Source organism: Streptomyces sp. JH002, from assembly GCF_050916115.1.
In the GTDB taxonomy this organism is placed as follows: Bacteria; Actinomycetota; Actinomycetes; order Streptomycetales; family Streptomycetaceae; genus Streptomyces; species Streptomyces xiamenensis.
Genome location: NZ_CP087989.1, coordinates 4,417,559 through 4,442,942 on the forward strand (window position 1 = coordinate 4,417,559; position 25,384 = coordinate 4,442,942).

At 72.7% G+C, this 25,384-nt stretch carries 22 protein-coding genes; 15 read left to right on the forward strand and 7 right to left on the reverse strand.

What is annotated here, in order from left to right:
* Both H7827_RS20220 and H7827_RS20225 read left to right on the forward strand, forming a co-directional pair.
* Complete coding sequence (locus H7827_RS20220; protein ID WP_432746817.1) at positions 1–450, forward strand: universal stress protein; 450 nt, start codon at positions 1–3, stop codon at positions 448–450.
* Between the two features lie 162 nt (positions 451–612).
* Entirely contained in the window at positions 613–2,004 is a 1,392-nt protein-coding gene (locus H7827_RS20225) for a cation:dicarboxylate symporter family transporter (RefSeq protein ID WP_432746818.1), read from the forward strand.
* Between the two features lie 124 nt (positions 2,005–2,128).
* Here H7827_RS20225 and H7827_RS20230 read toward each other — a convergent pair whose 3' ends face one another.
* Positions 2,129–3,166, reverse strand: coding sequence for a ParA family protein (locus H7827_RS20230; RefSeq protein ID WP_432746819.1), 1,038 nt, complete (start codon positions 3,164–3,166; stop codon positions 2,129–2,131).
* On the reverse strand, positions 3,163–4,356 hold the full coding sequence (locus H7827_RS20235; protein WP_432746820.1) for an ATP-binding protein: 1,194 nt from the start codon (positions 4,354–4,356) through the stop codon (positions 3,163–3,165). The genes H7827_RS20230 and H7827_RS20235 overlap by 4 nt, the downstream gene beginning before the upstream one ends.
* Positions 4,357–4,786: 430 nt before the next feature.
* Between H7827_RS20235 and H7827_RS20240 the strand changes: the two genes are divergently transcribed.
* Positions 4,787–6,124, forward strand: coding sequence for an enolase C-terminal domain-like protein (locus tag H7827_RS20240; protein WP_432746821.1), 1,338 nt, complete (start codon positions 4,787–4,789; stop codon positions 6,122–6,124).
* Positions 6,125–6,199: 75 nt separating this feature from the next.
* On the opposite strand, the gene H7827_RS20245 is transcribed toward H7827_RS20240, so the two are convergent.
* A complete protein-coding gene (locus tag H7827_RS20245; protein WP_432746822.1) occupies positions 6,200–7,216 on the reverse strand; it encodes a beta-ketoacyl-ACP synthase III in 1,017 nt (338 codons plus the stop codon).
* 20 nt (positions 7,217–7,236) lie between these two features.
* The gene (locus tag H7827_RS20250; RefSeq protein WP_432746823.1) at positions 7,237–8,868 is read right to left on the reverse strand and encodes an AMP-binding protein; all 1,632 of its coding nucleotides are present in this window, start codon (positions 8,866–8,868) and stop codon (positions 7,237–7,239) included.
* A gap of 455 nt (positions 8,869–9,323) precedes the next feature.
* Here H7827_RS20250 and H7827_RS20255 point away from each other — a divergent pair, with 455 nt between their 5' ends.
* Positions 9,324–11,147 (forward strand): LuxR C-terminal-related transcriptional regulator, encoded by a 1,824-nt coding sequence (locus H7827_RS20255; RefSeq protein ID WP_432746824.1) that lies wholly within the window; start codon positions 9,324–9,326, stop codon positions 11,145–11,147.
* A gap of 2 nt (positions 11,148–11,149) precedes the next feature.
* On the forward strand, positions 11,150–11,863 hold the full coding sequence (locus H7827_RS20260) for a 4'-phosphopantetheinyl transferase family protein (RefSeq protein ID WP_432746825.1): 714 nt from the start codon (positions 11,150–11,152) through the stop codon (positions 11,861–11,863).
* 83 nt (positions 11,864–11,946) lie between these two features.
* On the opposite strand, the gene H7827_RS20265 is transcribed toward H7827_RS20260, so the two are convergent.
* The 3 genes from H7827_RS20265 to H7827_RS20275 are packed head-to-tail and all read right to left on the reverse strand — an operon-like array spanning position 11,947 to position 15,369.
* Positions 11,947–12,963 (reverse strand): 3-oxoacyl-ACP synthase III family protein, encoded by a 1,017-nt coding sequence (locus H7827_RS20265; RefSeq protein WP_432746826.1) that lies wholly within the window; start codon positions 12,961–12,963, stop codon positions 11,947–11,949.
* A complete protein-coding gene (locus tag H7827_RS20270) occupies positions 12,960–13,559 on the reverse strand; it encodes an SRPBCC family protein (protein ID WP_390116145.1) in 600 nt (199 codons plus the stop codon). The genes H7827_RS20265 and H7827_RS20270 overlap by 4 nt, the downstream gene beginning before the upstream one ends.
* A 7-nt stretch (positions 13,560–13,566) precedes the next feature.
* Positions 13,567–15,369 carry a thiamine pyrophosphate-binding protein gene (locus H7827_RS20275; RefSeq protein ID WP_432746827.1) on the reverse strand — a complete coding sequence of 601 codons (1,803 nt, stop codon included), beginning with the start codon at positions 15,367–15,369 and terminating at the stop codon, positions 13,567–13,569.
* 221 nt (positions 15,370–15,590) lie between these two features.
* Between H7827_RS20275 and H7827_RS20280 the strand changes: the two genes are divergently transcribed.
* From H7827_RS20280 to H7827_RS20325, 10 genes are all read left to right on the forward strand, one after another.
* The gene (locus tag H7827_RS20280; RefSeq protein WP_234306709.1) at positions 15,591–15,827 is read left to right on the forward strand and encodes an acyl carrier protein; all 237 of its coding nucleotides are present in this window, start codon (positions 15,591–15,593) and stop codon (positions 15,825–15,827) included.
* Positions 15,824–16,756 carry a class I SAM-dependent methyltransferase gene (locus tag H7827_RS20285; RefSeq protein ID WP_432746828.1) on the forward strand — a complete coding sequence of 311 codons (933 nt, stop codon included), beginning with the start codon at positions 15,824–15,826 and terminating at the stop codon, positions 16,754–16,756. Before H7827_RS20280 ends, H7827_RS20285 begins: the two co-directional genes overlap by 4 nt.
* 5 nt (positions 16,757–16,761) lie before the next feature.
* Positions 16,762–18,093, forward strand: coding sequence for an FAD-dependent oxidoreductase (locus H7827_RS20290; protein ID WP_432746829.1), 1,332 nt, complete (start codon positions 16,762–16,764; stop codon positions 18,091–18,093).
* Entirely contained in the window at positions 18,090–19,112 is a 1,023-nt protein-coding gene (locus H7827_RS20295) for an SDR family oxidoreductase (RefSeq protein WP_432746830.1), read from the forward strand. Before H7827_RS20290 ends, H7827_RS20295 begins: the two co-directional genes overlap by 4 nt.
* A gap of 111 nt (positions 19,113–19,223) precedes the next feature.
* Entirely contained in the window at positions 19,224–20,114 is an 891-nt protein-coding gene (locus tag H7827_RS20300; protein WP_432746831.1) for an SDR family NAD(P)-dependent oxidoreductase, read from the forward strand.
* A 37-nt stretch (positions 20,115–20,151) separates the two neighbouring features.
* Complete coding sequence (locus H7827_RS20305) at positions 20,152–21,159, forward strand: acyl-CoA desaturase (protein WP_432746832.1); 1,008 nt, start codon at positions 20,152–20,154, stop codon at positions 21,157–21,159.
* Between the two features lie 93 nt (positions 21,160–21,252).
* Positions 21,253–22,335: a pyridoxal phosphate-dependent aminotransferase gene (locus H7827_RS20310; RefSeq protein WP_432746833.1), complete on the forward strand. Its 1,083-nt coding sequence runs from the start codon at positions 21,253–21,255 to the stop codon at positions 22,333–22,335.
* On the forward strand, positions 22,332–24,131 hold the full coding sequence (locus H7827_RS20315) for an acyl-CoA dehydrogenase (RefSeq protein WP_432746834.1): 1,800 nt from the start codon (positions 22,332–22,334) through the stop codon (positions 24,129–24,131). The genes H7827_RS20310 and H7827_RS20315 overlap by 4 nt, the downstream gene beginning before the upstream one ends.
* A gap of 1 nt (position 24,132) precedes the next feature.
* Positions 24,133–24,753 (forward strand): DUF6875 domain-containing protein, encoded by a 621-nt coding sequence (locus tag H7827_RS20320; protein ID WP_432746835.1) that lies wholly within the window; start codon positions 24,133–24,135, stop codon positions 24,751–24,753.
* Positions 24,754–24,774: 21 nt separating this feature from the next.
* Positions 24,775–25,383 (forward strand): hemerythrin domain-containing protein, encoded by a 609-nt coding sequence (locus tag H7827_RS20325; protein ID WP_432746836.1) that lies wholly within the window; start codon positions 24,775–24,777, stop codon positions 25,381–25,383.
* Position 25,384 lies beyond the last annotated feature (1 nt).

The following is a 25,384-nucleotide window of genomic DNA, read 5'->3' on the forward strand; positions in this document are numbered from 1 at the left end:
ATGACCGTCATCGTCTGGATCGCCGAACCCACCTGGGCCTCGTGCGTGGACGCGGCCCGCGCGCGGTGCGCCCCGCAAGAGCCGGTCACGCTGCTCGGGGTGACGGATGAGGGGGTCGCCGCGGCGGCGCACGGCGCGTTCAGCGGGCTGCTGGGGCGCGGCCACGGCCCCGGCCAGGACCCGGGCCGCCGCCTGGAGGAGGCGGCGGCCGGCGCCGCCGCCGGACTGCTGGAGCGGGCCGCCGCCCGCCTGGGCCGCCCCGCCCGGCGGGTGGCGCGTACCGGCCGGGTGGAGGACGAGGTGATGGCGGAGCTCGCCGGGCGGGGCGCGGAGGACCTGCTGATCTGCGCCCGGGACGGCGACCGCTCCCGGCCCGGCCCGCACACCCTGGCGCCGCCCACCCGGTTCGTGGTGGACCACGCCCCGTGCCCGGTGCTGCTGGTGTGGTGAGGGGTGCCGATGTCATCCGTGTGACGGCACGGTGACAGCCGTACGAAAATCCTTGCGAACGAAATGAACGTAAGCGAGACCTCGGTCACAGCCTGGTGGATATTGCGTCAAGTGCAATCCGGCCCCCCAGCCGAATGACTCCACAAGGACGAGGAGACCACCGTGGCCGCAACCAGCCCGCCCGAGGCGCCCGGCGCCCCGCGCAAAAGGCGTGACCGTACGCACTGGCTTTACATCGCCGTCATCATCGCGGTCGCCGCGGGTATCACGATCGGTCTGCTCGCCCCGGGCGTGGGGGTGGAGCTGAAGCCGCTGGGCCAGGGGTTCATCGCCCTGATCAAGATGATGATCTCGCCGATCATCTTCTGCACCATCGTGCTCGGCATCGGCTCGGTCCGTAAGGCCGCCAAGGTCGGCGCGGTGGGCGGGCTCGCCCTCGGCTACTTCATGGTGATGTCGACCTTCGCACTCGGCATCGGCCTCCTGGTGGGCAACTTCCTGGAGCCGGGCCACGGCCTGAACCTCTCCGAGGTCGACACCAACGCCGGCGCCGAGGCCGCCGAGAAGGCCGGCGAGTCCACCGTCGACTTCCTGCTGGGCATGATCCCGGACACCATGGTCTCCGCCTTCACGGCGGGCGAGGTCCTGCAGACCCTGCTGGTCGCGCTGCTGGTCGGCTTCGCGCTCCAGGCGATGGGCAAGACCGGCGAGCCGGTGCTGCGCGGCATCGGCAGCATCCAGAAGGTCGTCTTCCGGGTGCTGGGCATGGTCATGTGGACCGCCCCGATCGGCGCGTTCGGCGCCATCGCGGGCGTCGTCGGCGAGACGGGCGTGGACGCGCTCAAGTCGCTGGCCGTCATCATGATCGGCTTCTACGTCACCTGTGTGCTGTTCATCGTCGTCGTGCTCGGCCTGCTGCTGAAGCTGACCACCGGCGTCAACATCTTCTCGCTGCTGAAGTACCTGGGCCGCGAGTTCCTGCTGATCGTCTCCACCTCCTCCTCCGAGACCGCGCTGCCGCGGCTGATCGCCAAGATGGAGCACGCGGGCGTCAGCAAGCCGGTCGTCGGCATCACGGTGCCCACCGGCTACTCCTTCAACCTGGACGGCACCGCCATCTACCTCACGATGGCCTCGCTGTTCATCGCCGAGGCGATGGGCACCCCGCTGGCGCTGGGCGAGCAGCTCTCCCTGCTGCTCTTCATGATCATCGCCTCGAAGGGCGCCGCCGGTGTCTCCGGCTCCGGCATCGCGATCCTGGCCTCCGGGCTCTCCTCGCACCGCCCCGAACTCCTCGACGGGGTCGGCCTGATCATCGGCATCGACCGCTTCATGAGTGAGGCCCGCGCCCTGACCAACTTCGCGGGCAACGCGATCGCCACGGTCATCATCGGCACCTGGACGAAGGAGGTCGACAAGGACCGGATGCGGGAAGTCCTCGCCGGCCGGCACCCGTTCGACGAGGCCACCCTGGTCGACGACAGCCACGGCACCCCGCCCTCCCCGCCGGAACCGGACGCCCCGACCCTGGACAAGACCCCCGCCAAGGTCTGACCGGCCCCGGCCCCGGCCCCGGCCCCGGCCCCCGGCCCCCGGCCCCCACGCCGCAGCCGCGCCCACCGTACGGAGGCGCGGCTGCGGCGTGCGTGGTCCAGAAGAACGGGACCTGACGGGAGCGTTACTGTCCCAGGGCTCGCTGGGCTACCTTCTGTGACAGGTCCCGGAACTCCCGGTAGCAGGTCCGTACATAGGTCTGCGTGCTGCCCAGGGCGCCGTCCCCCGCCTTGAGTTCGAACATGGGCTTGCGGGCATCGTGGGCAAGCGGCATCAGGCTGCGGTAGTTGCGCAGCGTGGCGATGGCGAAGTCGTCACCCGCCGTGCCCGGCGCGTCCTCGTCCAGGACGGCGTTCGCGTACACCCACGGGATCCGTTCGAGCCAGCGCGCATACGCCTTGACGGGACGGTCCAGACGCATCTCGGGCTGCATGATGACGTACCCCAGGGGGGTCATCCGCGCCGGAGGAGCGGAGATGCCCGCCGGGACAAGGGGCAGCACCGTCCGTTGCCAGTTGCTCCGCCACTCCCGCAGTGTGGGCCCCAGGTTGCTGAGTCCTTTGAGCGAGAACAGGTCGGCCGCCAGCGGCATCAGAACCTGGTCAGCGGAGATCAGGGCGGAGCGGTTGATGGCCCCCAGGTTGGGGCCGACATCGATCAGAACGATGTCCGCCTCCACCGAACGGGAGGCCTGCTCGATGATCCGGTGAAAGGCCGTGGTGGTACGGATGCCCGCGACCTCCCCCGCGAACGACCCGAACCACTCCGAGGAGAGCTTGTCCTCGAACCGGCTGAGCTCCAGACTTCCCGGCAGCAGCCACAGCCCCGTCCGCAGGGACACCGGCTCGACCGGGCTCACGTCACCGGTCCCCTCCAGAATCGGCCGCACCGCGTCAGCGATCGTCCGGTCCTTCCGCACCCGTCCGGTATCGGGGAGCCGTGCTTCGGCGGCGCCCTGGGTGATCAGCTCCGACGGATGGGCCCACAGGTCTTCCAGTTCCGTCTCATCCAGGCACATCGAGGTGAGATGGGACTGCGGATCCAGGTCGACGGCGAGCACGGCGAAGCCGAGACGTTCCAGCATGTGGGCCAAGTGGTAGGCCAGGGTGGTCGTGCCGACACCGCCCTTGTTGTTGAAGAGCGCGATGGATGTGCCGGTCATGCTGCCCTCCGGATGGTCACGGCCCAGGACACGTCATCGATCTGGAACTCGGCGGGCGGATTGCCGTTGCGTTCCAGCGCCGCGCGGATCCGTCCGATGCCCCTCCCGAAGCGATTGACGTAGCCGAGCCCTTTCAGGGCCGCGGCCAGGGAGGGATTGCGATAGTCCGTCACCCGGTCGAAATTGTCTCCCCGGACCTGGCCGTAGGGACCGCCGGGATTCGTCACCTCGATGCGGTCCTCGAACCAGGCGATGCGGGTGGGGGCGTAGGACGTTTCGTAGTTGCGGTGCATGAGGGCGTTCATGCAGATCTCCCGCAACGCTTCCAGCGGATAGTCCGGATGAGCGGTTTCCCGGAATCCGTCGCCGGTGATACGCGTCCGAAGATGGCTGCGCAGCAGGGGTTCCAGTCGGGCGGCGGTGCCGATCAGGTTCTGTCGCAGTTCCTGATCGTCCGCGACCGCGGCATCCAGATCGGTGCCGTCGTAGCGTACGAACTGCACATACGCGCCGGGAAGGAGACTGGAGGGGTCGAGTCCGACCGTGAGAAGGCCCAGCGCCGTGGGTGGTCCATCCGGTGCGGCCAGATGCAGGGACGCCAGCTGGGTGCTGAGAGGGCGGCCGTTCTCCTCGATGACCTCAGGGTCGACCATGGCCGGCAGATAGGAGCGCCGGAAGAGATCGAGGTCCAGATCGTCGGGTGTGGCACGGCCGACGGGCCGGGTGTCGAAGGGCCCGTCCAGCGCGCGGCGTCGCTCGGACAGGACACGTTCGTCCTCCCGGCCGGCCTGGCGGGTGGTGGGTCCCGGCCGCACCCAGACCACCCCGTTGAAGCGCACCGGTGGAGTGGCGGAGGCCTCAACCCGCAGCCGGATCACTGGCCTTCCCCTGTACAGCTCCGCCCGCACGGTGAGGGAGGGGCGATCGAGGATCCTGCCGTCGTCACGGAGGTCTGTCAGCGCCAGGAGCGCGCGGTCACTGGTATCCACGCCGTCGAGGGGTTCGCCGCTGTCGTCCACGCCGATGAGGATGTCCCCGCCGCCTTTGCCACAGAGGTCATTGGCCATGGCGCAGACGGCCTTGCCGATGGCATCGCCACGTCTGCCGTCCCGGTTCGCCGCCCGCTTGAATTCCAGCGTCGGCGTCTCGCGGGTGCCGAGGATGTCCGCCAGGTCGTCATGATCGCTCACGTGGTGAATTCTCTCAGCGTTGGTCGGGGGCGTCGGTGAGGCGCGGGTGCGCCGGCCGGATGCGGACGCCGGTCTCCCGCACGAGGGTCGGGATGCGCTCCTCGTGGCCGGGGCGAGGCGGGGATGGTCACCCCGTGCGGCGGGCACCTCAGGGAGGGCGAGGTGCGTGCCGCCGACTTCGGTTCGGGAACGGGTGGGTACCGGCCGTGGGAGCGATCGTAGGTCGGCCGCTCGCACCCATTGACCGTGTGAGACGGCGTTCTTCATCCTCATACGGAGATCGAGTTCCTATATGAGGATGTCGTTCATGGGTGAGAACAGCAAATGGGATTGGCCGGCGGGGCCGGCGGCCGATGGGCCGTCGAGGCCGCCCTGAACGCCCTGGGCATCCGACCGACCGCGCCACCCCGACGTCCGGAGGAAGCAGTCCATGGCCCACCGTCAGCCGACCGTCACCGCGTACGCCGTCCACCCCGTCGCCGGCCGGGACTCCATGGCGCTCAACCTCTCCGGCGCCCACGGCCCGTTCTTCACCCGCAACGTCGTCGTCCTGGAGGACTCCGAGGGCCGCACCGGCGTCGGTGAGGTCCCCGGCGGGGAGCGCATCACCGCGACCCTGCGGGAGGCCGAACCCCTGGTGCTCGGCGCCCGGGTGGGCGACTACCAGCGGGTGCTGGCGGAGATCGGCGCCCGGTTCGCCGGGCGCGACGCGGGCGGACGCGGCGCCCAGACCTTCGACCAGCGCACCACCGTGCACGCGGTGACCGCCGTGGAGTCCGCCCTGCTCGACCTGCTCGGCCAGCACCTGGAGGTCCCGGTCGCGGCGCTGCTGGGCGAGGGCCAACAACGGGACGCCGTACGGGTGCTGGGCTATCTCTTCTACGTCGGCGACCCGGACACCACAGGGCTGCCCTACATTCGCGAACCCGGCGCGGCGGACGAGTGGCACCGCCTGCGGCACGAGGAGGCGCTGACACCGGCGGCGATCGTCCGGCAGGCCGAGGCCGCCCACGAGCGGTACGGCTTCCGCGACTTCAAGCTCAAGGGCGGGGTGCTGCCCGGCGACGAGGAGGTGGCCGCCGTCCGCGAGCTGAAGCACCGCTTCCCCGCGGCCCGTATCACCGTGGACCCCAACGGCGCCTGGTCGCTGCGCGAGGCGGTCGGGCTGTGCGGGCCGCTGCTGGACACCCTCGCGTACGCCGAGGACCCGTGCGGCGCCGAGGACGGCTACTCGGGCCGCGAGATCCTCGCCGAGTTCCGCCGGGCCACCGGCCTGCCCACCGCCACCAACATGATCGCCACCGACTGGCGGCAGCTCACCCACGCCCTGGCGCTCCAGTCGGTGTCCATCCCGCTGGCCGATCCGCACTTCTGGACGATGCGCGGCTCGGTGCGGGTGGCGCAGCTGTGCAACGCGCTGGGCCTGACCTGGGGTTGCCACTCCAACAACCACTTCGACATCTCGCTGGCGATGATGACGCACTGCGGGGCGGCGGCCCCGGGCGCGTACAACGCCCTGGACACGCACTGGATCTGGCAGGAGAGCCTGGAACGGCTGACCGTCTCCCCGCCGCGGATCGTGCACGGCGAGGTCGCCGTCCCGTACGACGCCCCGGGCCTGGGCATCACCGTGGACCGCGACCGGCTGGCGGCCGCAGCCGAGCTGTACCGCGAGCAGGCGGTGGGCGCCCGCGACGACGCGGCGGCGATGCGGCATCTGATCCCCGGCTGGACCTTCGACCCGAAGCGGCCGGCCCTGGTGCGGTGACGGACGCGCACCGTCGGCAGACCCGGGCGGGCGGGGTGCGGCCCGCCGCCGGGATCGGGTGCCCCGCCCCGCGGGTCAGGGCAGTTCGACCACTGTGGCCGCGTAGGACAGGCCCGCGCCGAAGCCCAGCAGCAGGGCCAGGTCGCCGGAGCCGACGTCCTCGGTGGACATGACCGCCTCCATCGCCAGCGGGATGGAGGCGCCGGAGGTGTTGCCGGTGGTGACGATGTCGCGGGCGATGACCGTGGAGTCGGGCAGTTCCAGGCGTTTGGCCATGCCGTCGATGATGCGCACGTTGGCCTGGTGCGGGATGAACGCGTCCAGGTCCCCCGGGGCCAGTCCGGCCGCCGCCACCGCCTCCCGGCCGGCCTTGGACACCTCGTAGACCGCCCAGCGGAAGACCTGCTGGCCCTTCTGGGTCAGCGCGGGCCAGCGCATCCCCGGGTCGGCGCGCACCGCGTCCCACGGCGCGGTCTGGGTGACCGCGTCCCACTGGCCGCCGTCCGCGCCCCACACCACCGGGCCGATGCCCTGGGTGGTGGACGGGCTGACCACCACGGCGCCCGCCCCGTCGCCGAAGATCATGGCGGTGGAACGGTCCTCCACGTCCAGCAGGTCGGTCATCCGCTCCGCCCCGATGACCAGCACGTGCCCGCCCCGGGCCCGCACCGTGTCGGCCGCCAGCGACAGCGCGTGGACGAAGCCCGCGCAGCCCGCCGACAGGTCGAACGCCGCCGCGTGCCGCGCGCCCAGCCGGTGGGCGATCGCGGTGGCGGCGGCCGGGGTCTGCCACAGGTGCGTGAAGGTGGCCACGATGACGCAGTCCAGCGCGTCGGCCGTGATGCCCGCCGCCGCCAGGGCCTTGCCCGCGGCGGCGGTGCCCATCTCGGTGAGCGTCTCGTGCGGGCCCGCCCAGCGCCGGGTGACGATCCCGGTGCGTTCGCGGATCCACGCGTCGGAGGAGTCGATGTGTTCGCACACTTCCGCGTTGTCGACCACCCGGTGCGGCCGGTAGCCGCCCACTCCGGAGATCCTGGCGTGCGGTGAGCCACCGGTGGCGTGGCGCCCGGCGGGGGTGATCCGAGGCTTCATGGTGCTGGCCTTTCTCATCCTCAGTCGGCGAATGTTACCCGGGCGAGGGGGTCGAACCGCCCTCCGGCGAGCAACGTCCGGCAGCGGAATCGCTGGATCTTTCCGCTGGGGGTCCTGGGCAGCGTGCCACGTGGCAGAAACAGGCACTCGGCCAGGGCCACCCCTGACTTCTCCCGTGCCACCGCCGCCGCGTGATCGGCGATCGGCGCGAAGTCGCGGGGCCGGCCCTGGGGTTCGAGCAGCAGGACGAGATGGGGCAGCCCGGAGACGCCGGCGTCGACCACCGCGACACAGCCCTTGCGGACCTGCGCGTGGCCCTCGATCGCCGATTCGATCTCGGCGGCGTAGACGTTCCGGCCGCCCACCGACAGCATGTCGTCCTCGCGGCCCACCACGTACAGCTCGCCCTCGTGGTGGAAGCCGATGTCACCGGTGCGCAGCCGGCCGCCGGGGAAGCGGGCGGCGGTACGGTCCGGGTCGGCGTGGTAGCCGCCGGCCAGGGCGGGGGAGCCCACGGTGATCTCGCCGAGCCGGCCGGGTTCCCCGGCCGTGAGGGTCACCCCGGGCAGGGCCTGGCCGTTGGAGACCAGCCGGGTGGCGCGCGGATGGTCCTCGCCGACCTCGCGCACCGTGCCCGCGCCGAGGGCGGCGCCGTCGAACAGCCGTGAGGTGGGCTCCTGCCGCCAGGGCTTGCCGGCCACCGCCAGGGTGGCCTCGGCCATCCCGTACGCGGGCTGGAAGGCGGTCGGCGACAGCCCGTACGGGCCGAACCGCTCCTGGGCGGCCAACAGATTGCCCCAGTCGACGCGTTCGGCGCCGATCACCGCGGTGCGCAGCCCCGCCAGGCCGCCGCGCAGGGTGCCGCGGCCCTGGGCGCGGGCCGCCAGATGCACGGCGGTGCTGGTGCCCGCGGTCAGGGTGGCCCCGTAGTCGGTGAGATCCCGGAACCAGCTGCGCGGCGCCATGCCGAACCGTTCGGGGGTGGAGAGCACGAAGTCGAAGTCGTGGGCCCAGCAGTAGAGCAGGCAGCCGAACATGCCCATGTCGTGGGAGAGCGGCAGCCAGGAGACGCCGGTGTCGTGGCCCGGCCGGCCCCCGGTCAGGTGGAGCAGCAGATCCAGTTGCGCCTCGACGGCCCGGGTGGTCAGGGCCGAGCCCTTGGGGGTGGAGGTGGAGCCCGAGGAGTACTGGATGAAGGCGAGATCGTCGGGGCCCGGCGGGCTGGGGTCCACCCGGCGCCCGGTGCCGGGCAGTTCCCAGGTGCTGGTGGGCAGCGCCCGGGTGAGGTGGGGCGGGATGAGGGAGAGGATCCACGCGTCGGCCAGGAACAGCACCGGGTCCAGGCGTTCGGTGAGCGCGGTGAGCAACTGGCCGTACTCCTGCGGGCTCTGGCCCCGGGTGGGCAGCGGCAGTGAGGCGGGGGTGCCGCCGGCCAGCCAGATGGCGAGCAGACCGCGCACGGTGGCGGGGCCGTTGGTGGCGATGGTGGCGACCCGGGTGCCGGGGCGGACGCCCGCCGCGCGCAGGGTGGCCGCCAGGGAGTGGGCGCGCGCGGAGACCTCGCGCCAGGTGGTGTGCTCGAAGTCCTCGCCGGCCCAGGCGTGCAGGGTACCGCGTGCCGAGCCATTGGTGAGCGCCTTCCACAACCGCATCGAAATGTCCCCCTTGCTTCTTTCTGATCGGACGGAGCCGGCCATTGGTGCGGGATTGTCGCGGCGCCCGGCAATGCTTCCGGGAATGCCGCCTTGGCCGTTATGGGATTCCGGCGCGAGCGGTTGGCGTCCGGGGCCGACCGTACCGCCGGAGCAACACCCGGGGAAGTCCCGCAGGGGCATTGCGCGGAGAGCAATTTCCATGTGTCGAAAGCACTGGCGAACCGGGCACTTGTGGGGCAGTATGGGTCTGCTGGGCCCCAGGTGAGCGGCTGTTGCACGAGGGGCGCGACCGGGGCTTCCGCAGGTCCGGCAAGTTTATTGGTCAACCGGTTTGGTTCTGCCGAAATCCAAGACCCGGGTACGGCGGGATGAAATCGAAAGTGCATCACGGGGAAATATGTGCGCAGAAACGCTGGTGAACGGGGGCGAGCCGTATGTTCATTCGCTATGAAGTGAGTCAGACGGGCCGCAATCGCCGCGAACATACCGCCGCCGATACCGAGGAGGCCCGAAGTACGGAACCCGATCCGGCGCCCGTATGGGCGATACCCGCACCACCGCTCATCGGCCGCGAAGACGAACTCCGCTGTGTCACCGAACTGCTCGCCGCACCGGGGCTGCGGCTGCTGACCCTCTGCGGCCCGGCCGGCATCGGCAAGAGCGCGCTGGCCCACGCCGCGCTCGCCGCCACGGCCGCCGGGGGCCGGAGCGCCGTGGTGGCGCTCGACCTCGCCGAGGTGCGCGACGGCGCCATGGTCGACAGCACCCTGCGCGCCCTCACCGCCGAGGGCCCGCGCCGCCCCGAGGGCGGACGGCAACTCGTCTTCCTCGACAACTGCGATCCGGTCATCGACGCCGTCGCCGAAGGGGTGCTCCGGCTGCTGGCCGCCGCCCCCTGGACGGTGGTGGTGTGCGCCAGCCGCACCCCGCTCGACGTCTACGCCGAACGCATCCTGCCGGTGGGCCCGTTGCGGCTCGGCCCGCAGAGTGACGCGGTACGGCTGTTCACCGACCGGGTGAGCCCGTACTACCGGCACGGCATCACCGGCGCCCCCGAACGCGCCGCCGTCGCCCGCATCTGCGAGGTCCTGGACGGTGTCCCGCTGGCCATCGAGATCGCCGCCGAGGCGGTCGGCCCGCTCAGCCCCGCCGAGCTGGAGGGCCGGCTGCGGCGCGGCGAGTACCCCGCCCGGGGCCGGCTGCGCGACCTGGCCGAACGCCACCGCTCGGTCGGTCACGCGCTCAGCTGGGGCGAGAGCGCCCAGCGCGAGGAGGACATCGCCCTGCTCAAACGGCTGTCGGTGTGCGAATCGCACATCGACCTCGACACGGCGGGGCAGTTGAGCGGCATCGGCCGCGAGGAGATCGCCGGCGGACTGCGCCGGCTCGTCCACCAGGGGCTGCTCACCAGCGTCGACAACGGGCTCGGCGGCTACTCCTTCGCCATGACCCACATGGCGCGCAGCCACTACCGGCAGGAACTGGAACGCGACCCCGCCGCCCTGGCCATGGCCCGCGCCCGGCACGCCGGGGTGTGCCTGGCCTTCGCCGAACGTGTCGGCGGCACGGGCACCGGAGCCGGATTCGGCGGCGACCCGAACGCGGGGGCCGAGGACGGCCGCGACGCCCGCCGGGCCGCCGCAATCGCCCGCCGCCTCCCCGATCTGCGCGCCGCCGTACGGCACTTGCGCCAGGCCGGGCGGTACGCCGATGTCCTGCGGCTGCTGCTCGTCATGGCGGGTCCCGACGGGCCGGGCGGCGTCGAGTACACCGCCCAGCTGGAGGAGAGCGCCGAACGGGCCGTCGAGGACGGCGGCGCGGAGGGCCGGGGCCCGGCCGCCGCCGCCCTGCTCACCCTCGCCCACCTGGCGGCCCGCACCGGCGACCCGGAACGGGCCGGCGCCGCGCTGCGCCGTGCCATCGCCCTGAGCGGGCACGGCGAGCGCACCATCCCCCACGACGCGCGGGAGTTGCTGGCCGCGCTCGGGGACGGCGCCCGGCCGGCCCCCGTACCCCCGCCCGGGCCCCCGGCGCGGGCCGCCGCGACCGTGACCGCGACGACCACGGCGACAGCGCCGCCGCTCGACGCCGGGCTCACGCCACGGCAGCACGAGGTGGCGCAACTCGTCGCCGAGGGCCTCACCAACCGCCAGATCAGCCGGGAGCTGGAGATCTCCGAATGGACCGTCGTCAATCATCTGCGCGAGGTGATGCGCAAGCTCGGCTGCCCGTCCCGCGTTCATGTGGCCCGCATCCTGGGGCGGCGCGCCGGCTGACGGTGCCCGGCGGGCGCTGCGCGGTGTGGCTGGGCCACGCCCCCGCGGCGCCCCGCCCGGCGGCGGACGGCGCCCTGCTGGACGGCGCGGAGCGGGAGCGGGCCGACCGGATGACGGACCCGGTCGCCCGCGCCCACTACATCGCCGCCAGGGCCGGCATCCGCCGGACGCTCGGGGCGGCCCTGGGCATACCCCCGGCGCAGGTGTCCTTCGGCCGGGCCCCGTGCCCCGGCTGCGGCAGCGCGCGGCACGGCCCGCCCGTGCTGCTGGGCCAAGGCCCCCGGTCGGAGCGGGAGATGTGGCTGAGCGTCTCGCGCGCCGGGCCGTGGTGGCTGCTGGCGCTGTCGTACGCGGGGCCGGTCGGCGTCGATCTGGAGGTGGACCGTACGGATGTCGGTCCGGCCGTGCTGCGCCGCTGTTTCAGCGACGCGGAGCGGGCGCGGATCGCGGCCCTGCCGGCCGCGTGGCGGCAGCGCGAGGCGCTGCGCGGCTGGGTGCGCAAGGAGGCCGTCACCAAGGGCTGGGGCACCGGGACGGGGACCGCGGCCGGGCTCGGCTCGGTCGAGGTGCTGGCCGGTGCCTGGCCCGCCGGGTACCGGGCGGCGGTGGTCCGCCGGGCCGGCCGGCCCGACTGGCCGGTGGCCGAACTCCCGCTGGGGCGCCGCCTGGTGGGCGCCCTGGCCGGCCCGGTCGGCCGGCCGGGCGACCCCGGCTAGCGCGCGGCGGGCGCGGCGAGGGCGGGCCGGGGACCGGCGCGGGCGTACCCGCACCGGTCCCCGGCCCGCCGGCCCGCCGGACCTCACGCGCCGGCCCGCCACCGTACGGCCGCCGCCCCGGCGAAGTCCCCGGCGTGCGCGAACCCGGCCAGCATCAGCAGCGAGCCGTCCGCGATCCGGCCCTCCCGCACCCCGTGGTCGAGAGTGACCGGCACCGCGGCGCCGAACAGGTTCCCGAACCGGTCGTAGGTGTCCAGGTGCCGCTCCGGCTTGATGTCCAGCCGCTCCTGCCACTTCCGCAGGAACACCCGGTTCGGCTGGTTGGTGATCAGGGTGTCGAGATCGGACGGTTCGATGTCGAGCCGGTCGCACACCGCGCGGACCGCCTCCGGCACCAGCCGGTTGCCGCGCTCGACGATGTCGGCCACCTTGCCCTGGGTGAAGCCGACATGGACCTGGGACTCGCCCGCCTCCCAGTACTTGCGGCCGTCGCTGAGCGTGACACCGCAGTCCTTGGCGTACTCGCCGAGGTTGCGGGTCTCGATCGCCAGCACCGGCGACTCCCCGGACGCCGCCACGTACGCGACGCCGCAGCCGTCGCCCGGCACCACGGCCTCCGGCAGCTTGCGCACCTCCGACTGCGTCATGACGTTCCCGGCGCAGTTCTGCACGTTGCACAGCAGCGCCGAGCGCGCCTGCCCGGTGCCGATCAGCGCGCGGGCCAGCTTCAGCATGTGGATGAACGAGGCGCAGCCGCCGTTGTGCGCGTCGAGCACCCAGCTGGGGCGCAACCCCAGCCGGTGGGTGATCTCGGCCCCCGATCCGGTGATCGGCAGGTCGGGCAGCAGCACATTGGTGATGACCAGGTCGATCTGTGACGCCTCGCGCGGGCCGATGCGGTCCAGCAGCACCCGCCCCGCCTTCTCGATCATGTCGGCGGCGCTCTCGTCGCGGCTGACGTGGTGCCGGAAGGCAGGGGCGCCGAACATCGCACTGTCGGACATCGGGCTGTCCGGGTCCCGGTGATCGAGGAAGTACTGGGTGGCTACCTTCTCGGGCGGCAGGTACGAGGCGACCTCCAGCAGGCTGACGGTCCTCACGCGGCGCCGCCGTTGCCGTGCCGGTGCTCCAGGATCTTCTTCAGGTTCTGGAGTTCGAGGGCGTGGGCGGCGGCGAAGATGTCCCAGAAGTCGCCGACCCAGGGCCGCTCGGGGGTGGGGGCCAGCTCGGGGAACGGGTTCTTGTCGTAGTACGGGTGCCGGCTGTTGGTCCACAGCACGACGGAGCCCGGCCGGCCCAGGACGGTCTGCGCGTCGACGATCCGGTGCAGGTACACCATCCACAGCTCCTCGCCCTGGTCCCAGGCGCAGTGCATGTCGACGGTGAGCGCGGCGGGGTCGGCCTCGACGCGCATGAAGATCTTGGTGTCCGGGTGCGCCAGCGGGTCGCGGCCCTCGTACAGGCCCGGCTTGCCCTCGACCGGCTGGAAGGCGCGGGTGCTGTAGGTGAACTCGTCCAGGTTGCGGATGTCGCTGAGGTAGGCGTGGACGGCCTGCGGCGGGGCGTCGATGTACTCCTCGACGGTCACGAAGGGGGAGGGCCCTGGCGTGTAGGAGGCGGCGAGGCCGATGGCCTGCTCCTGCGGGGTGTTCTCGATCCGGATCAGGCCGGGGATGTCGTCGATGCTGCTGGACATGGGGGTCCTAACGGTTGGTGTGGAACGGGCGGAACGGCGGTACCTGGTGCGGGTCGACGTCGATGGAGATCAGCACGGGGCGGCCGTCGTGCGGCGCGGCCAGCGCCCGGTCCAGCTCGGCGGCGTCGGTGGCGTGGTGGGCGCGGACGCCGGGGAACAGGGCGGCGACGCCGGCCCCGATGTGGGCGGGGCGGAAGAGGTTGAAGGTGTAGTCGCCCGTGAAGAAGACCTGTTCGCGGGTGTGGCACATGGCGTGCGCGTTGTTGTTGACGATGAGGAAGGTGACGGGCAGGGCGAGTTCGGCGGCGGTGTGGATCTCCATGCCGTGCATGTAGAAGGCGCCGTCACCGGCGACGACATAGGTGGGGGCGCCGGTGGCGAGCGCGGCGCCGATCCCGGCCCCGAAGCTGTGTCCCATGCCGCCCATGCCGAGCGCGGTGATGAACCGGCCCCGGCGGGGCGCGGGGACCCGGTGCACGGTGGTGGCCCCGGTGTTCCCGGCGTCGACGACGAGGTTGGCGTTCTCGGGCAGCCGCCGGGCGAGGACGTCGAGGGCGGTGGGCAGATCGAGCGCGGCGGCCGGGTGGGCGGCGGGGGCAACGGCGGCCCGGCGCGGGGCCGGTGGGCTGGGGCGCGCACCGGCTGCGGTGGCCGGCGCGGTCGCGGGCGGCTCCAGCGCCCGTGCCAGTGCGTCCAGTTCCGCCGCGATCGGTCCGGTCAGCCGGATCAGGGCCGGGTGGTCGGCGGGCAGCAGCGGCGGGTCGCCGCCGTCCACGCTGATGACCGGTACGCCCTTGAGGTGGTCGCGCAGGGAACCGCCGGCCATCTGCGGCAGCCGGTGGCCGGCCACGACGACGGCGGACGCCTGCGCGACACGGCGGTCCGTCTCCGGTGTCCCGGAGGGGCCCAGCACGCCCAGGCAGCGGGGGTGGGTGTTGTCGAAGACGTCCTTGGCGTCCGGCGCCACGGCGACATCGGCGTGCAACGCCTCGCACAACGCGGCCAGTTCCGCGCGGGCGTCCGCCCGGATGACTCCGGGCCCGGCCAGGACGACCACCCCGCCGGCCGCGCGCCCGGCGCGGTCGCCGCTGTTCTTCCACGCGTCGGTCCCCGCGTCGGGCCCACCGTTCCGCCGCTCATCGCCCGGCTCGCCCGCGACCGGGCCCCCGGCCGCGCGCGCGGCCGTCAGGACGGTGACCGCCTGCGCCCGCAAGGACCCGGCCGACAGCGGCCGCAGCGGCGCGCCGACGCGCGCGATCCGCTCCGGCCACGCGCCCAGCACCGACTGCTGGACATCCTTGGGCAGCAGCAGGACCGCCGGGCCCGGGGCGGCCAGCGCCGCCTCCAGCGCCCGGGGCAGCACCTCCACGATCCGGTCCGGCTCCGTCACCCGCGCGCAGAACACCCCGATCTCGGCGAACAGCCGCTCCGCGTCCATCGTGCCGGCCAGGCCCGAGGTCTCCTGGAAGGTGCCGGTGCCGTCAAGTGCCGCCGGTGGCTGGCCGATCAGGGCCAGGGCCGGGACCTGGGAGGCGCGCAGTTCGGCGAGCCCGGGCACCAGGTTCATCGCCCCGGCCCCCGAGGTGGCCGCGACCACCGCCGGGCGGCCGGCCGCGCGGTGGTAGCCGTCCGCCATCGTCGCCGCCGAGAACTCGTGCTTGGCCACCAGCGCCCGCAGCGGCGCACCGGCCAGTGCGACGGCGTCGTAGAGATCCTCGATATTCGCTCCGTCCACTCCGAAGACGTCGTGCAGTCCCTGCTCCCGCAGAAAGCCGACGACGTAATCAACCGTGCGCGATGAGTGACCCATGGTGGTGGCCCGTTCCCGAGAGGTCGTGGTGCGGGGGTCCGGCCTTTCTATGCCGTCCGCCAACCACCCGCCACCCGCAGCAACTTGTCATTCCGGCTGCCACACCCCTGCTGGCAGATTGCTGCTAGCCGCTTGTCATCCCGCCGGCCGGCGCCACCGACCTAGGGTGTGATCCCTCACCCACCGGAAAGGCAGGGCAATCCCCGATGGTCACTGTTTCCATGGTCTGCGAACTGATGGCGAAGAAGCTCGGCGGCAAGGCGGATCAGCACACGCTCAACGCCGATACCGAATTCGAGACCGTCGGTCTTTCCAGCCTTCAGATCGCCGACATCGTCTATGCCATCGAGGACGAGGTCGGCATCGAATTCGACCCCGGCCAGGCGGCCAATGTGAAGACCGTCGGCGACCTGGTCGAGCTGGCCCGCGCCACCAAGCTCGGCAGCGTCGAGGCATGAGCACCGCCACCACCGCACACCCCGCCCCCGGCCCCGCCCCCGGCCCCGCAGCCGTGGCCAACCAGGGCGCCACCGCCGAGGCGATCCAGCACCACTACGACGTCTCGGACGACTTCTACGCCCTGTGGCTGGACTCCTCCCTCACCTACACCTGCGCCCTCTACCAGGACCTCGCCGACCCGGACGAGACCCTGGAGCAGGCCCAGCGCCGCAAACTGCACCACCTCATCGAGGAGTCCCGCGCCGACAGCGCCCGCCGGGTGCTGGACATCGGCTGCGGCTGGGGAAGCCTGCTGCGCCGGCTGGCCGAGGTGCACGAGGTGCCGCGGGCGGTCGGGCTCACGCTCAGCGCCACCCAGGCCGCCCTGGTGCGTGAGCAGGCCCCGCCCGGCGTCGAGGTGCGGCTCGAACCCTGGCAGGAGCACCGGCCCGAGGACGGGGGCTACGACGCGATCATCTCCATCGGCGCGTTCGAGCACTTCGCCGCGCCCGGCCTGTCCCGCACCGAACGGGTCGCCGCCTACCGGGAGTTCTTCGAACGCTGCGCGGGCTGGCTGCCGCGCGGCGGGCGGCTCGCACTCCAGACCAACGTCAAGGGCAACAACGTCGTCATGGACCGGACCACGGTCCGCGACCAGTTGTTCATCATGGAGATGATTTTCCCGGAATCCGAGATCCCGGCGCTCTCCGAGGTCATCAACGGCTCGGAGCGGCAATTCGACGTGGTCTCGCTCCGCAACGACGCCCCGCACTACAGCCGCACCCTGCGCGAATGGCACCGCCGGCTGGTATCCCGCCGCGCCGAGGCCGTCGCCCTCGTCGGCGAGGGGACCACCGCGCATTACGAGCGCTATCTGAGCTCCGCCGCCGACCATTTCGACCGGCGCCATCTCGGCCTGGCCCGTATCACCTTCGAAAAGGTCAGGTGAAGCGTATGCGACCGCTCGACGACCTGAAAAAGGTGGTGTACTGGCACGAGACCGAACAGGCCGAGCCGGGACCGCCGCTGCGCGAGAGCGTCGACTGCGACGTCGTCATCGTCGGCGGCGGCTACGCCGGGCTGTGGACCGCGCACTTCCTCAAGCAGGCCGAACCCGCCCTCGACATCCACGTCGTGGAGGCCGAGCACTCCGGTTACGGTGCCTCGGGCCGCGCCGACGGCTTCGTCACCCCCACCATCGGCAAGGACATCCAGGCCCTGGTGGAGCAGTTCGGCGAGCGCCGCACCGCCGAGGCGTCCGCGGCCGTCGGCCGCTCCATCCTGGAGATCGGCCGCTTCCTGCGCCGCAACAAGATCGACGCCGACTGGGAGGCCAACGACTACCTGCTGGCCGCCACCAGCCCCGCCCAACTGGGCCGCCTCGCCGAGGACCGCGCCCTGGCCGCCCGCCTGACCGGCGGCGCCGCGCCCGAACTGCTCGGCGCCCGCGCCGCCCAGGAGATCATCGGCTCCCCGGCGATCACCGGCGCGCTGCGCACCGGCGGCGCGCTGATCAACCCGTACAAGCTCGCCCGCGGCCTGGCCCGGGTGGTGCGCGAGCAGGGCGTGGTCATCCACGACCGCACCCCGGCGCTGCGCATCGACCCCGGCGTGCGGCCCACCGTGCACACCCCGGGCGGCCGGATCACCGCCGACAAGCTGGTGCTGACCGCCAACGCCCACCAGTTCACCTTCCCCGGCTTCCGCAACAAGGTGCTGCCGGTGTGGAGTTACGCCCTGGTGAGCGATCCGCTGACCGACGCGCAGCTGGGCCGCATCGCCTGGGCCGGGCGCGAGGGCCTGGTGGAGGCCAAGACGTTCCTCACCTGCGCCCGCTTCACCGCCGACAACCGGGTGCTGTGGGCCGGCGGACCGGTGCTGTACTTCACCGGCCGCGATCTGCGCCGCCGCCGCATGAACGAACCGCGCGCCTACCGCGAACTGCTGAAGGACTTCCGCCGCTTCTTCCCGATGTGGGACGACGTCCGGTTCCGGTACGCGTACGGCGGCACCATCGACATCACCCGCGACTTCGCCCCGCACTTCGGCTCACTGCCGGGCAACGTGCTGTACGGCTACGGGTTCTGCGGCAACGGCATCTCCGCCACCCACACCGGCGGCAAGGTGCTGCGCGACCTCATCCTGGGCAAGGACTCCGACTTCACCCGGCTGCTGTACGTGGACCGCCGGGGCCGCAAGCAGCCCTCCTTCCCGCCCGAGCCGCTGCTGTCGGCCGGGGTGCGGGGCATGACCCGGCTGCTGGAGTGGCGGGAGGGCCGGGCATGAGCGCCACCGCCCGCCCCACCGTGTTGCTGACCGGCGCCGGCGGCGTCGTCGGCCAGTCCCTGCTGCGCGAGCCCTCGGCCGTACGGCTGATCGCCGCCGCCCGTGGCCCGCTGGACGCGGGACGCGCCGAGCGGGTGGTGCACTGCGACCTCGGCCAGGACCGGTTCGGCCTGGACGCCGACGCCTACCGGGCGCTGGCCGCCGAGGTCGACGTCGTCATCCACTCCGCCGGGCTCACCGAATGGGGCCTGCCCGCCGAACGGTACGAGCCGGTCAACATCGAAGGCACCCGCCGTGTCGCCGAGTTCGCCGAGGCGGCCGGGGCCCCCGTGCACTTCATGTCCACCGCGTTCGTCGCCGCGCTGCTGCCCGGCGCCGCCGCTCCGCTGTCCGACACCAACATCACCAAGCCGTACGTCCGTTCCAAGCTCACCGCCGAACAGCTGCTGGCCAAGAGCGGCGTCCCGCACACCGTCTTCCGCCCCACCAACCTCATCGGCGACTCCATCACCGGCTGGACCTCACGCCCGCAGGTCGTCCAGCTGCTCTCCGACTGGATGTGCCGGGGCCGCGCCCCGTTCGTCCTCGCCCACCCCGGCAACCGCACCGACATCGTGCCCCAGGACCTGCTGTCCAAGGCCGTCCTGCGCGCCATCGAACAGGGAGTGGACGAGGGCGAGTTCTGGGTCACCTACGGCGCCGAGGCGATGGACATGGAGACCACCCTCGCGCTGTGCGCCGAGCACGCCGCCTCCCTGGGCCGCACCCTGCCGGAGGTTCCCGTGCTCCACCCCGACAGCGACCGCGGCCGCGACCTGTCGGACCTGGCGCCGATGACCCGCTCGTACCTGTCCGTCCTGCGCGACGTCAGCGAGGTCACCATGGCCTCCGGCGGCGTCCTGCCCACCTCCATGCCCGAACTGCGCGAACGCTTCGCGCTGCCCGTCGTGCGCGACACCGACGCCTATCGGCGCACCCTGCGCCACGCGTCGGCGCCGCCGCCCGCGGAGAGGAGCTGACCCCCATGTCAGAAACCGCGCCCGAGACCGCAGCCCACAGCGTGCCGGCCCACAACGCGGCAGGCCCCGAAGGCTGGCAGCCCCCCCCGGCTGGCGGACACCGTGGCCGTGGTGACCGGCGCCAGCCGCGGCGTGGGACGCGGCATCGCGCTCGCGCTCGGCGCGGCCGGCGCCACCGTCTACGTCACCGGCCGCAGTTCGCGCACGGGCGAGCGCACCGAGGGCCTGCCCGGCACCGTCGAGGATGTCGCCGAGGAGATCACCGCACGCGGCGGCACCGGCATCGCGGTGCGCTGCGACCACACCTCCGGCGCCGACAACCAGGCGCTCGCCGACCGGGTGCGCGAGGGCCACGGCCGCCTGGACCTGCTCGTCAACAACGCCTGGGCCGGGTACGAACGCTCCGCCGAGGTACGGTTCGACGCCCCGTTCTGGCAGCAGCCCATGTGGCGCTACGACCTGTGCGCCGCCTCCCTGCGCGCCCAGTACGACGTCACCCGCCTGCTCGTCCCGCTCATGCTGCCCGCCGACCGGGGACTGGTCATCGGCATCGGCTTCACGGACGGCGACACCTACCTGGGCCAGGCCGCCTATGACGTCTTCAAGCACGGCTCGGACCGGCTCAACCGCGCCTTCGCCGCCGATCTGCGCAAGCACGGCGTCACCGCCCTCGCCCTGCACCCCGGGTTCGTGCGCACCGAACGCGTCGAGGCCGCCTGGGAGGCGCTCAGCAGCGGACCGGCCGCCGTCCTGCACTCGGTGGAGTACGTCGGCCGCGCGGTCGCCGAACTCGCCGCCGACCCACGGGTGTCCGAGCGCGCCGGGACCGTCCTCACCACCGGCGACCTGGCCGCCGAGTACGGCTTCGACGACATCGACGGCCGCCGCCCGCCCGCCTTCCGCCTGGAGGGCCGGATGACCCTGGCCACCCGCATGGACCGGCTCAACCGGGTGGTGGCGGCGGCGAACGCCACCGGCGCCACCGCCGGGAAGAACACCTGACCGCTCCCGACCCGACCGACCGGAAAGGCACCTGCCCATGGACGGCAAGGAACACCGCTGGTTCATCCTGGCGGCGTCCATCATCCCCGTGATCGGGGTCATCGCCGCGATGATCCTGCTGTGGAACCGCATCTTCGGCTGGAGCGACCTCGCCGCCCTCGTGATCATGTACGTGATCTGCGGGTTCGGCGTCTCCACCGGCTACCACCGGATGCTCACCCACCGCTCCTTCGAGACGTACAAGCCGATCCGCTACACCCTGGCCACCTGGGGCGCCATGGCCGGGCAGGGTCCGCCGATCATCTGGGCCGCCCACCACCGCCGCCACCACCGCGTGGCCGACAAGGAAGGCGACCCGCACAGCCCCCACCTGGGCTTCGAACCCGGCGTCAAGGGCACCCTGGCCGGCGTCTGGCACGCCCACCTGGGCTGGCTGTTCGACACCGGGCTCACCTCCGACCCGCTGCGCTACTGCCCCGACCTCACCCGTGAGAAGCCGCTGCGCTGGATCAGCGAGAACTTCGTCCTCGTCGTCCTGGCCGGCATCGCCCTCCCCGGACTGCTGGGCTTCGCCGTCACCGGCGGCACCCTGGCCGGGTTCCTCACCGGCATGCTGTGGGGCGGCCTGGTGCGGCTGTTCCTCGTCAACCACCTCACCTACGCGGTGAACTCCATCGGCCACGTCTTCGGCCGCCGCCGCTTCACCACCACCGACGAGTCCCGCAACGTCGCCTGGCTGGCCATCCCCTCCTTCGGCGAGGCCTGGCACAACAACCACCACGCCTTTCCGCGCTCCGCCCGGCACGGCATGCGCTGGTACGAGGTCGACATCAGCGCCGTCTTCATCTGGTCGCTGGAGAAGACCCGGCTCGCCTGGAAGGTCGTGCGCATCGACACCGAACGGCTCACGATGCGCGAGGCCGGCATCTCCCGGGTGAGCGCGGCCGGCGCCGACCGGCAGCAACTGCTGGAGTCCCAGCAGCAGATCGCCCCGCTCGCGGAGCGCTCGGCCGACGCCAGGCCCTCCCTGGTGGACGTCGAGTAGCCACCCGCCCCCCCGCTGCCGTCCGGCCGCGCCGGTGCCACCGACCCGGGCGGCCGGACGGTACATCCGCACACCCCCAGGGAGCACAGCACGATGAGCGAGAACGCCTCCTTCTTCCGCTCCGACGACGAGGGCCCCGGCCGGCTGCGGCTGCACCTGAACGAGACCCCGTACGGCCCGCCGCCCGGCGCCGTCGAGGCGGTACGGGAGGAGGCCGGCGGCCACCTGGCGCACTACCCGGACCCCTCCGCCCGTACCCTGCGCGCCGCACTGGCCCGGCACTTCGCCGTGGCCCCGGAGATGCTCACGGTCGGCAACGGCGTGGACGAGCTGATCCTGCTGACCGCGCTCACCTTCGCCGCCGGCCCGGACGCCGACGTCACCTGCACGGCGGGGACGTTCCCCGGCTACGGCGAGGCGGCGCGCGCGGTGGGCGCGACCGTACGGGCCCTGCCGCTCACCGAACGGCACGCCGTTCCCAGCGCGGCGCTGGCGGCGGCCCTGGCCGACGGCACCGACCTGGCGTTCGCCTGCAACCCGCTGAACCCCACCGGTACGGTCCTGGACGCCACGGAGGTCGCACACCTGCTGGCCGCCGCCCAGGACGCGCCGGGCCGGCTGCTCTTCGACGAGGCGTACCTGGACTTCGCAGGACCCGACCACGACCACGCGCTGGAACGGGTCAGGGCCGGCGCCCCCGCGCTGGTCACCCGCACCTTCTCCAAGGCGTGGGGCCTGGCCTCGATCCGGCTCGGCGTGCTCATCGGACCGCCCGCGGACATCGCCCGCGTCGAACGCACCGCCCGCGCCCTGCCGTTCCGGGTCAGCCGCCCCGCACAGCGCGCCGTACTCGCCGCCCTCAGCCAACCCGCCCACCTGGAGCGGGTACGCACCGAGACCGCCCGCGCCCGCGAGCACCTGATCAAGTCCCTGGACACGATCGGGGTCACCGCCCTGCCCTCCGCCGCCAACTTCGTCATGGCCGAGCTGCCGGACGGCGCCGACAGCAGCCGCGTCGCCGCCCGCCTCGCCGCCGAACACCACGTTCTCGTCCGCGATCTGACCCTGCTCGGCCTCCCCGGCCGGCTGCGGATCACCGTGGGCACCGTTCCCCAGGTCGAGCAGGCGGTCAGCGCGCTCGCCGCCGTTCTGCACACCATGGAGCCCGCGTCATGAGCCACTACCGCCCGCACGTCCGCGACATCGAGTTCACCCTCTTCGAGGTACTGGGCCGAGGCGAGGTCTACGGGAAGGGCGAGTTCGCCGACGCGGACGAGGCCACCGCACGCACGATGCTCGCCGAAGTGGCCCGCCTGGCCACCGACGAACTCGCCGACGCCACCGTGGCCGCCGACCGCAACCCGCCCGAGTACCGCCCGCTGGACCACACCGTCACCCTGCCCGACGCCTTCACCAAGGCGTACCGCACCTGGATGGAGAGCGGCTGGCACCGGCTGTGGCTGCCCCCCGAACTGGGCGGCTCCCGGATCGCGCCCTCCCTCCAGTGGGCCGCCACCGAACTCGTCATGGGCGCCAACCCGGCGCTGCACATGTACCAGTCCTTCGGCGGCTTCGCGTCCGTGCTGCACACCCTGGGCACCGCGGAACAGCGCCGCCTGGCCCGCACCATGGTCGAACGCGAGTGGGGCGGCACCATGGTGCTGACCGAGGCCGACGCGGGCAGCGACGTCGGATCGCTGCGCACCCGCGCCGTCCCGCAGCCCGACGGCAGCTGGCACATCGAGGGCGTCAAGCGCTTCATCACCTCGGGCGAGCACGATCTGTCCGACAACATCGTGCACTTCGTCCTCGCCCGCCCCGAGGGCCACGGCCCGGGCACCAAGGGACTGTCGATGTTCGTGGTGCCCAAGTACCGCGTGACGGACTGGGCCACCGGTGAACTCGGCGCGCGCAACGGCGTCCGCGCCACCGCGCTGGAGGAGAAGATGGGCCTGAAGGCCTCCAGCACCGTCGAACTGACCTTCGGCGCCGAGGGCGAGGCCGCCATCGGCCACCTCGTGGGCGAACGCCACGACGGCATCCGGCAGATGTTCACCATCCTCGAACACGCCCGGATGATGGTCGGCACCAAGGCCATCGCCACCCTCTCCAGCGGCCACCGCAACGCCGTCGCGTACGCGCGCGAACGCCTCCAGGGCGCCGACCTCACCCGCGCCACCGACAAGAGCGCCCCGCGCGTCCCGATCATCCGCCACCCCGAGGTACGCCGCTCCCTGCTGACGCAGAAGGCGTACGCCGAGGGCCTGCGCGCCCTCGTCCTCCACACGGCGAGCGCCCAGGACGACGGGAACCGCGCGCTGAGCGATCTGCTGCTGCCGCTGGTCAAGGGGTACGGGGCCGAACGCTCCTGGGAGCAGCTCAGCGCCGCCCTCCAGATCTTCGGCGGCGCCGGCTACCTGGCGGACCACCCGCTGGAGCAGTACCTGCGCGACGCCCGGATCGACAGCCTTTACGAGGGCACCACCGCGATCCAGGGCATGGACCTGTTCTTCCGCAAGATCGCCCGCGACCAGGGCGCCGCGCTGACCGCACTGCTCACGGAGATCAAGGAGTTCGCGTCCTCGCGGGCGGGCGGCGACCAGTTGCGCCCGGAGCGCGAGCAACTGGGCTCGGCGGTGGCCGCGTTGCAGAAGATCGCGGAGACCCTGGGCGGCCACCTCCTGACGAGCTTCGCCGAACCCACCGCCCTGTACGAGGTCGGCCGCAACACCACCCGCCTGCTGATGGCGGCCGGTGACGTGGTCATCGGCTGGCTGCTGCTGCGGGGCGCGGCGGTGGCGGCGGAGCGGCTGACGGGGCAGGTGCGCAGCGCGGACCGGGCCTTCTACGAGGGCAAGATCGCCGCCGCCTCGGTATTCGCCCACGACGTGCTGCCGCTGGTGGCGGCCCAGCTGCACACCGTCACCCGCGCCGATGAGCGGCTGATGACCCTCCCCGAGGAGGCGTTCTGAAATGCTGCTGCCGCTGAGCCCCGAACAGGAGGCGGTGCTGTCCGGCTGGCTCACCGGCTACGTCACCGCCCCGCATCCCGAACTGGGCCGCGAGGGGCCGGTCTGCCCGTTCGTGGCACCGTCGATCCGCTCCGGGGTGCTGCACAGCGCGCGCTTCCCGTGGCACCCCGGCGACGGACTGCCCGCGATGTCCCGCCTCATCCACGCCGCCATGGACGCCTTCGAACGCCGCTTCGCCGCTCAGCCCACCTCCCTGGACAGCCTGATCGTGATCTTCGACGGCCTGGAACGGCGCCAGTGGCACCTGATCGACGACGTCTACGAGGAGGTGAAGGACGAGGCGGTGGGCCGGGGCCTGATGCTCGGCCAGATGCACCCCGACTGCGACGCCCGCGCCGCCCGCAACCCGCTCTTCCCCGCCAACCGCTCCCCGCTGCCGCAGATGGTGGTGCGCCGGATGGCCTTCCACGACATCCTGTTCCTCCACCACCGGCCGGACTGGTTCACCAAGTACCAGGAGCACTACGGCCACTTGTACCGCTCACCGGACCGGGTGGACCCGCACTACGTCCGCCTCTTCGACGCCGGCGCGCTGGCCGCGGCCGGCGGCAGCCTGGTGTGACACCCGACGAAAGGCACCCGCATGCTGACCATGGTCCTCGCCCACCGCGCGATGTTGCGCGACCTGGACCGGATCGCCCGCACCGCCGGCGCGCTGGCCAAGACCCCGGACCCGGACCGCACCCGGGCCCTGGTGGCGTACGCCCGGCGGCTGACCGAGCTGATCCACCACCATCACGAGGGCGAGGACGAGGTGCTGTGGCCGGTGCTGCGCGAGCGCGGCGCCGATGAGGAGGCGCTGTCCCTCCTCCAGGCCGAACACGCCGCCCTGGAAGGGAAACTGGCCGCTTTCGGCGAGGCGATCGAGTCCCTGTCCCCGGACGGCACCGGCGCCGAGGCCCTCGCGGACGCGGCCACCGCCGTACGGGAGCTGCTGGCCGTGCACACGGCGGACGAGGAACGCGAACTGGCGGGCCGCCTGGCCCCGGCCCTGAACGCGAAGGTGTGGGCCCGCTTCGAGAAGTCGATGGTGACGTCGGCGGCCCGCTGGACCCTGACCTTCATGCCCCCCTGGCTCGCCTCGGTCGCCGAGCCCTCCGAACGCGCCGGCATCCCCGCCAGGCCGGTCGCCGCCCTGATGCGCGGCAGCCTGGAACGCCGCCAGCGGGCGGCCTTCGGCGACCAGTACTGAG

Excerpts from the sequence above, each read along its gene's own strand:
- H7827_RS20285 (WP_432746828.1), top strand. The coding sequence starts at position 15,824 with ATGAGCACCGCCACCACCGCACACCCCGCCCCCGGCCCCGCCCCCGGC.
- H7827_RS20310 (WP_432746833.1), top strand. The coding sequence starts at position 21,253 with ATGAGCGAGAACGCCTCCTTCTTCCGCTCCGACGACGAGGGCCCCGGC.
- H7827_RS20295 (WP_432746830.1), top strand. The coding sequence starts at position 18,090 with ATGAGCGCCACCGCCCGCCCCACCGTGTTGCTGACCGGCGCCGGCGGC.
- H7827_RS20315 (WP_432746834.1), top strand. The coding sequence starts at position 22,332 with ATGAGCCACTACCGCCCGCACGTCCGCGACATCGAGTTCACCCTCTTC.
- H7827_RS20305 (WP_432746832.1), top strand. The coding sequence starts at position 20,152 with ATGGACGGCAAGGAACACCGCTGGTTCATCCTGGCGGCGTCCATCATC.
- H7827_RS20245 (WP_432746822.1), bottom strand. The coding sequence starts at position 7,216 with ATGAAGCCTCGGATCACCCCCGCCGGGCGCCACGCCACCGGTGGCTCA.
- H7827_RS20220 (WP_432746817.1), top strand. The coding sequence starts at position 1 with ATGACCGTCATCGTCTGGATCGCCGAACCCACCTGGGCCTCGTGCGTG.
- H7827_RS20250 (WP_432746823.1), bottom strand. The coding sequence starts at position 8,868 with ATGCGGTTGTGGAAGGCGCTCACCAATGGCTCGGCACGCGGTACCCTG.
- H7827_RS20230 (WP_432746819.1), bottom strand. The coding sequence starts at position 3,166 with ATGACCGGCACATCCATCGCGCTCTTCAACAACAAGGGCGGTGTCGGC.
- H7827_RS20240 (WP_432746821.1), top strand. The coding sequence starts at position 4,787 with ATGGCCCACCGTCAGCCGACCGTCACCGCGTACGCCGTCCACCCCGTC.
- H7827_RS20270 (WP_390116145.1), bottom strand. The coding sequence starts at position 13,559 with ATGTCCAGCAGCATCGACGACATCCCCGGCCTGATCCGGATCGAGAAC.
- H7827_RS20280 (WP_234306709.1), top strand. The coding sequence starts at position 15,591 with ATGGTCTGCGAACTGATGGCGAAGAAGCTCGGCGGCAAGGCGGATCAG.
- H7827_RS20275 (WP_432746827.1), bottom strand. The coding sequence starts at position 15,369 with ATGGGTCACTCATCGCGCACGGTTGATTACGTCGTCGGCTTTCTGCGG.
- H7827_RS20325 (WP_432746836.1), top strand. The coding sequence starts at position 24,775 with ATGCTGACCATGGTCCTCGCCCACCGCGCGATGTTGCGCGACCTGGAC.
- H7827_RS20320 (WP_432746835.1), top strand. The coding sequence starts at position 24,133 with ATGCTGCTGCCGCTGAGCCCCGAACAGGAGGCGGTGCTGTCCGGCTGG.
- H7827_RS20290 (WP_432746829.1), top strand. The coding sequence starts at position 16,762 with ATGCGACCGCTCGACGACCTGAAAAAGGTGGTGTACTGGCACGAGACC.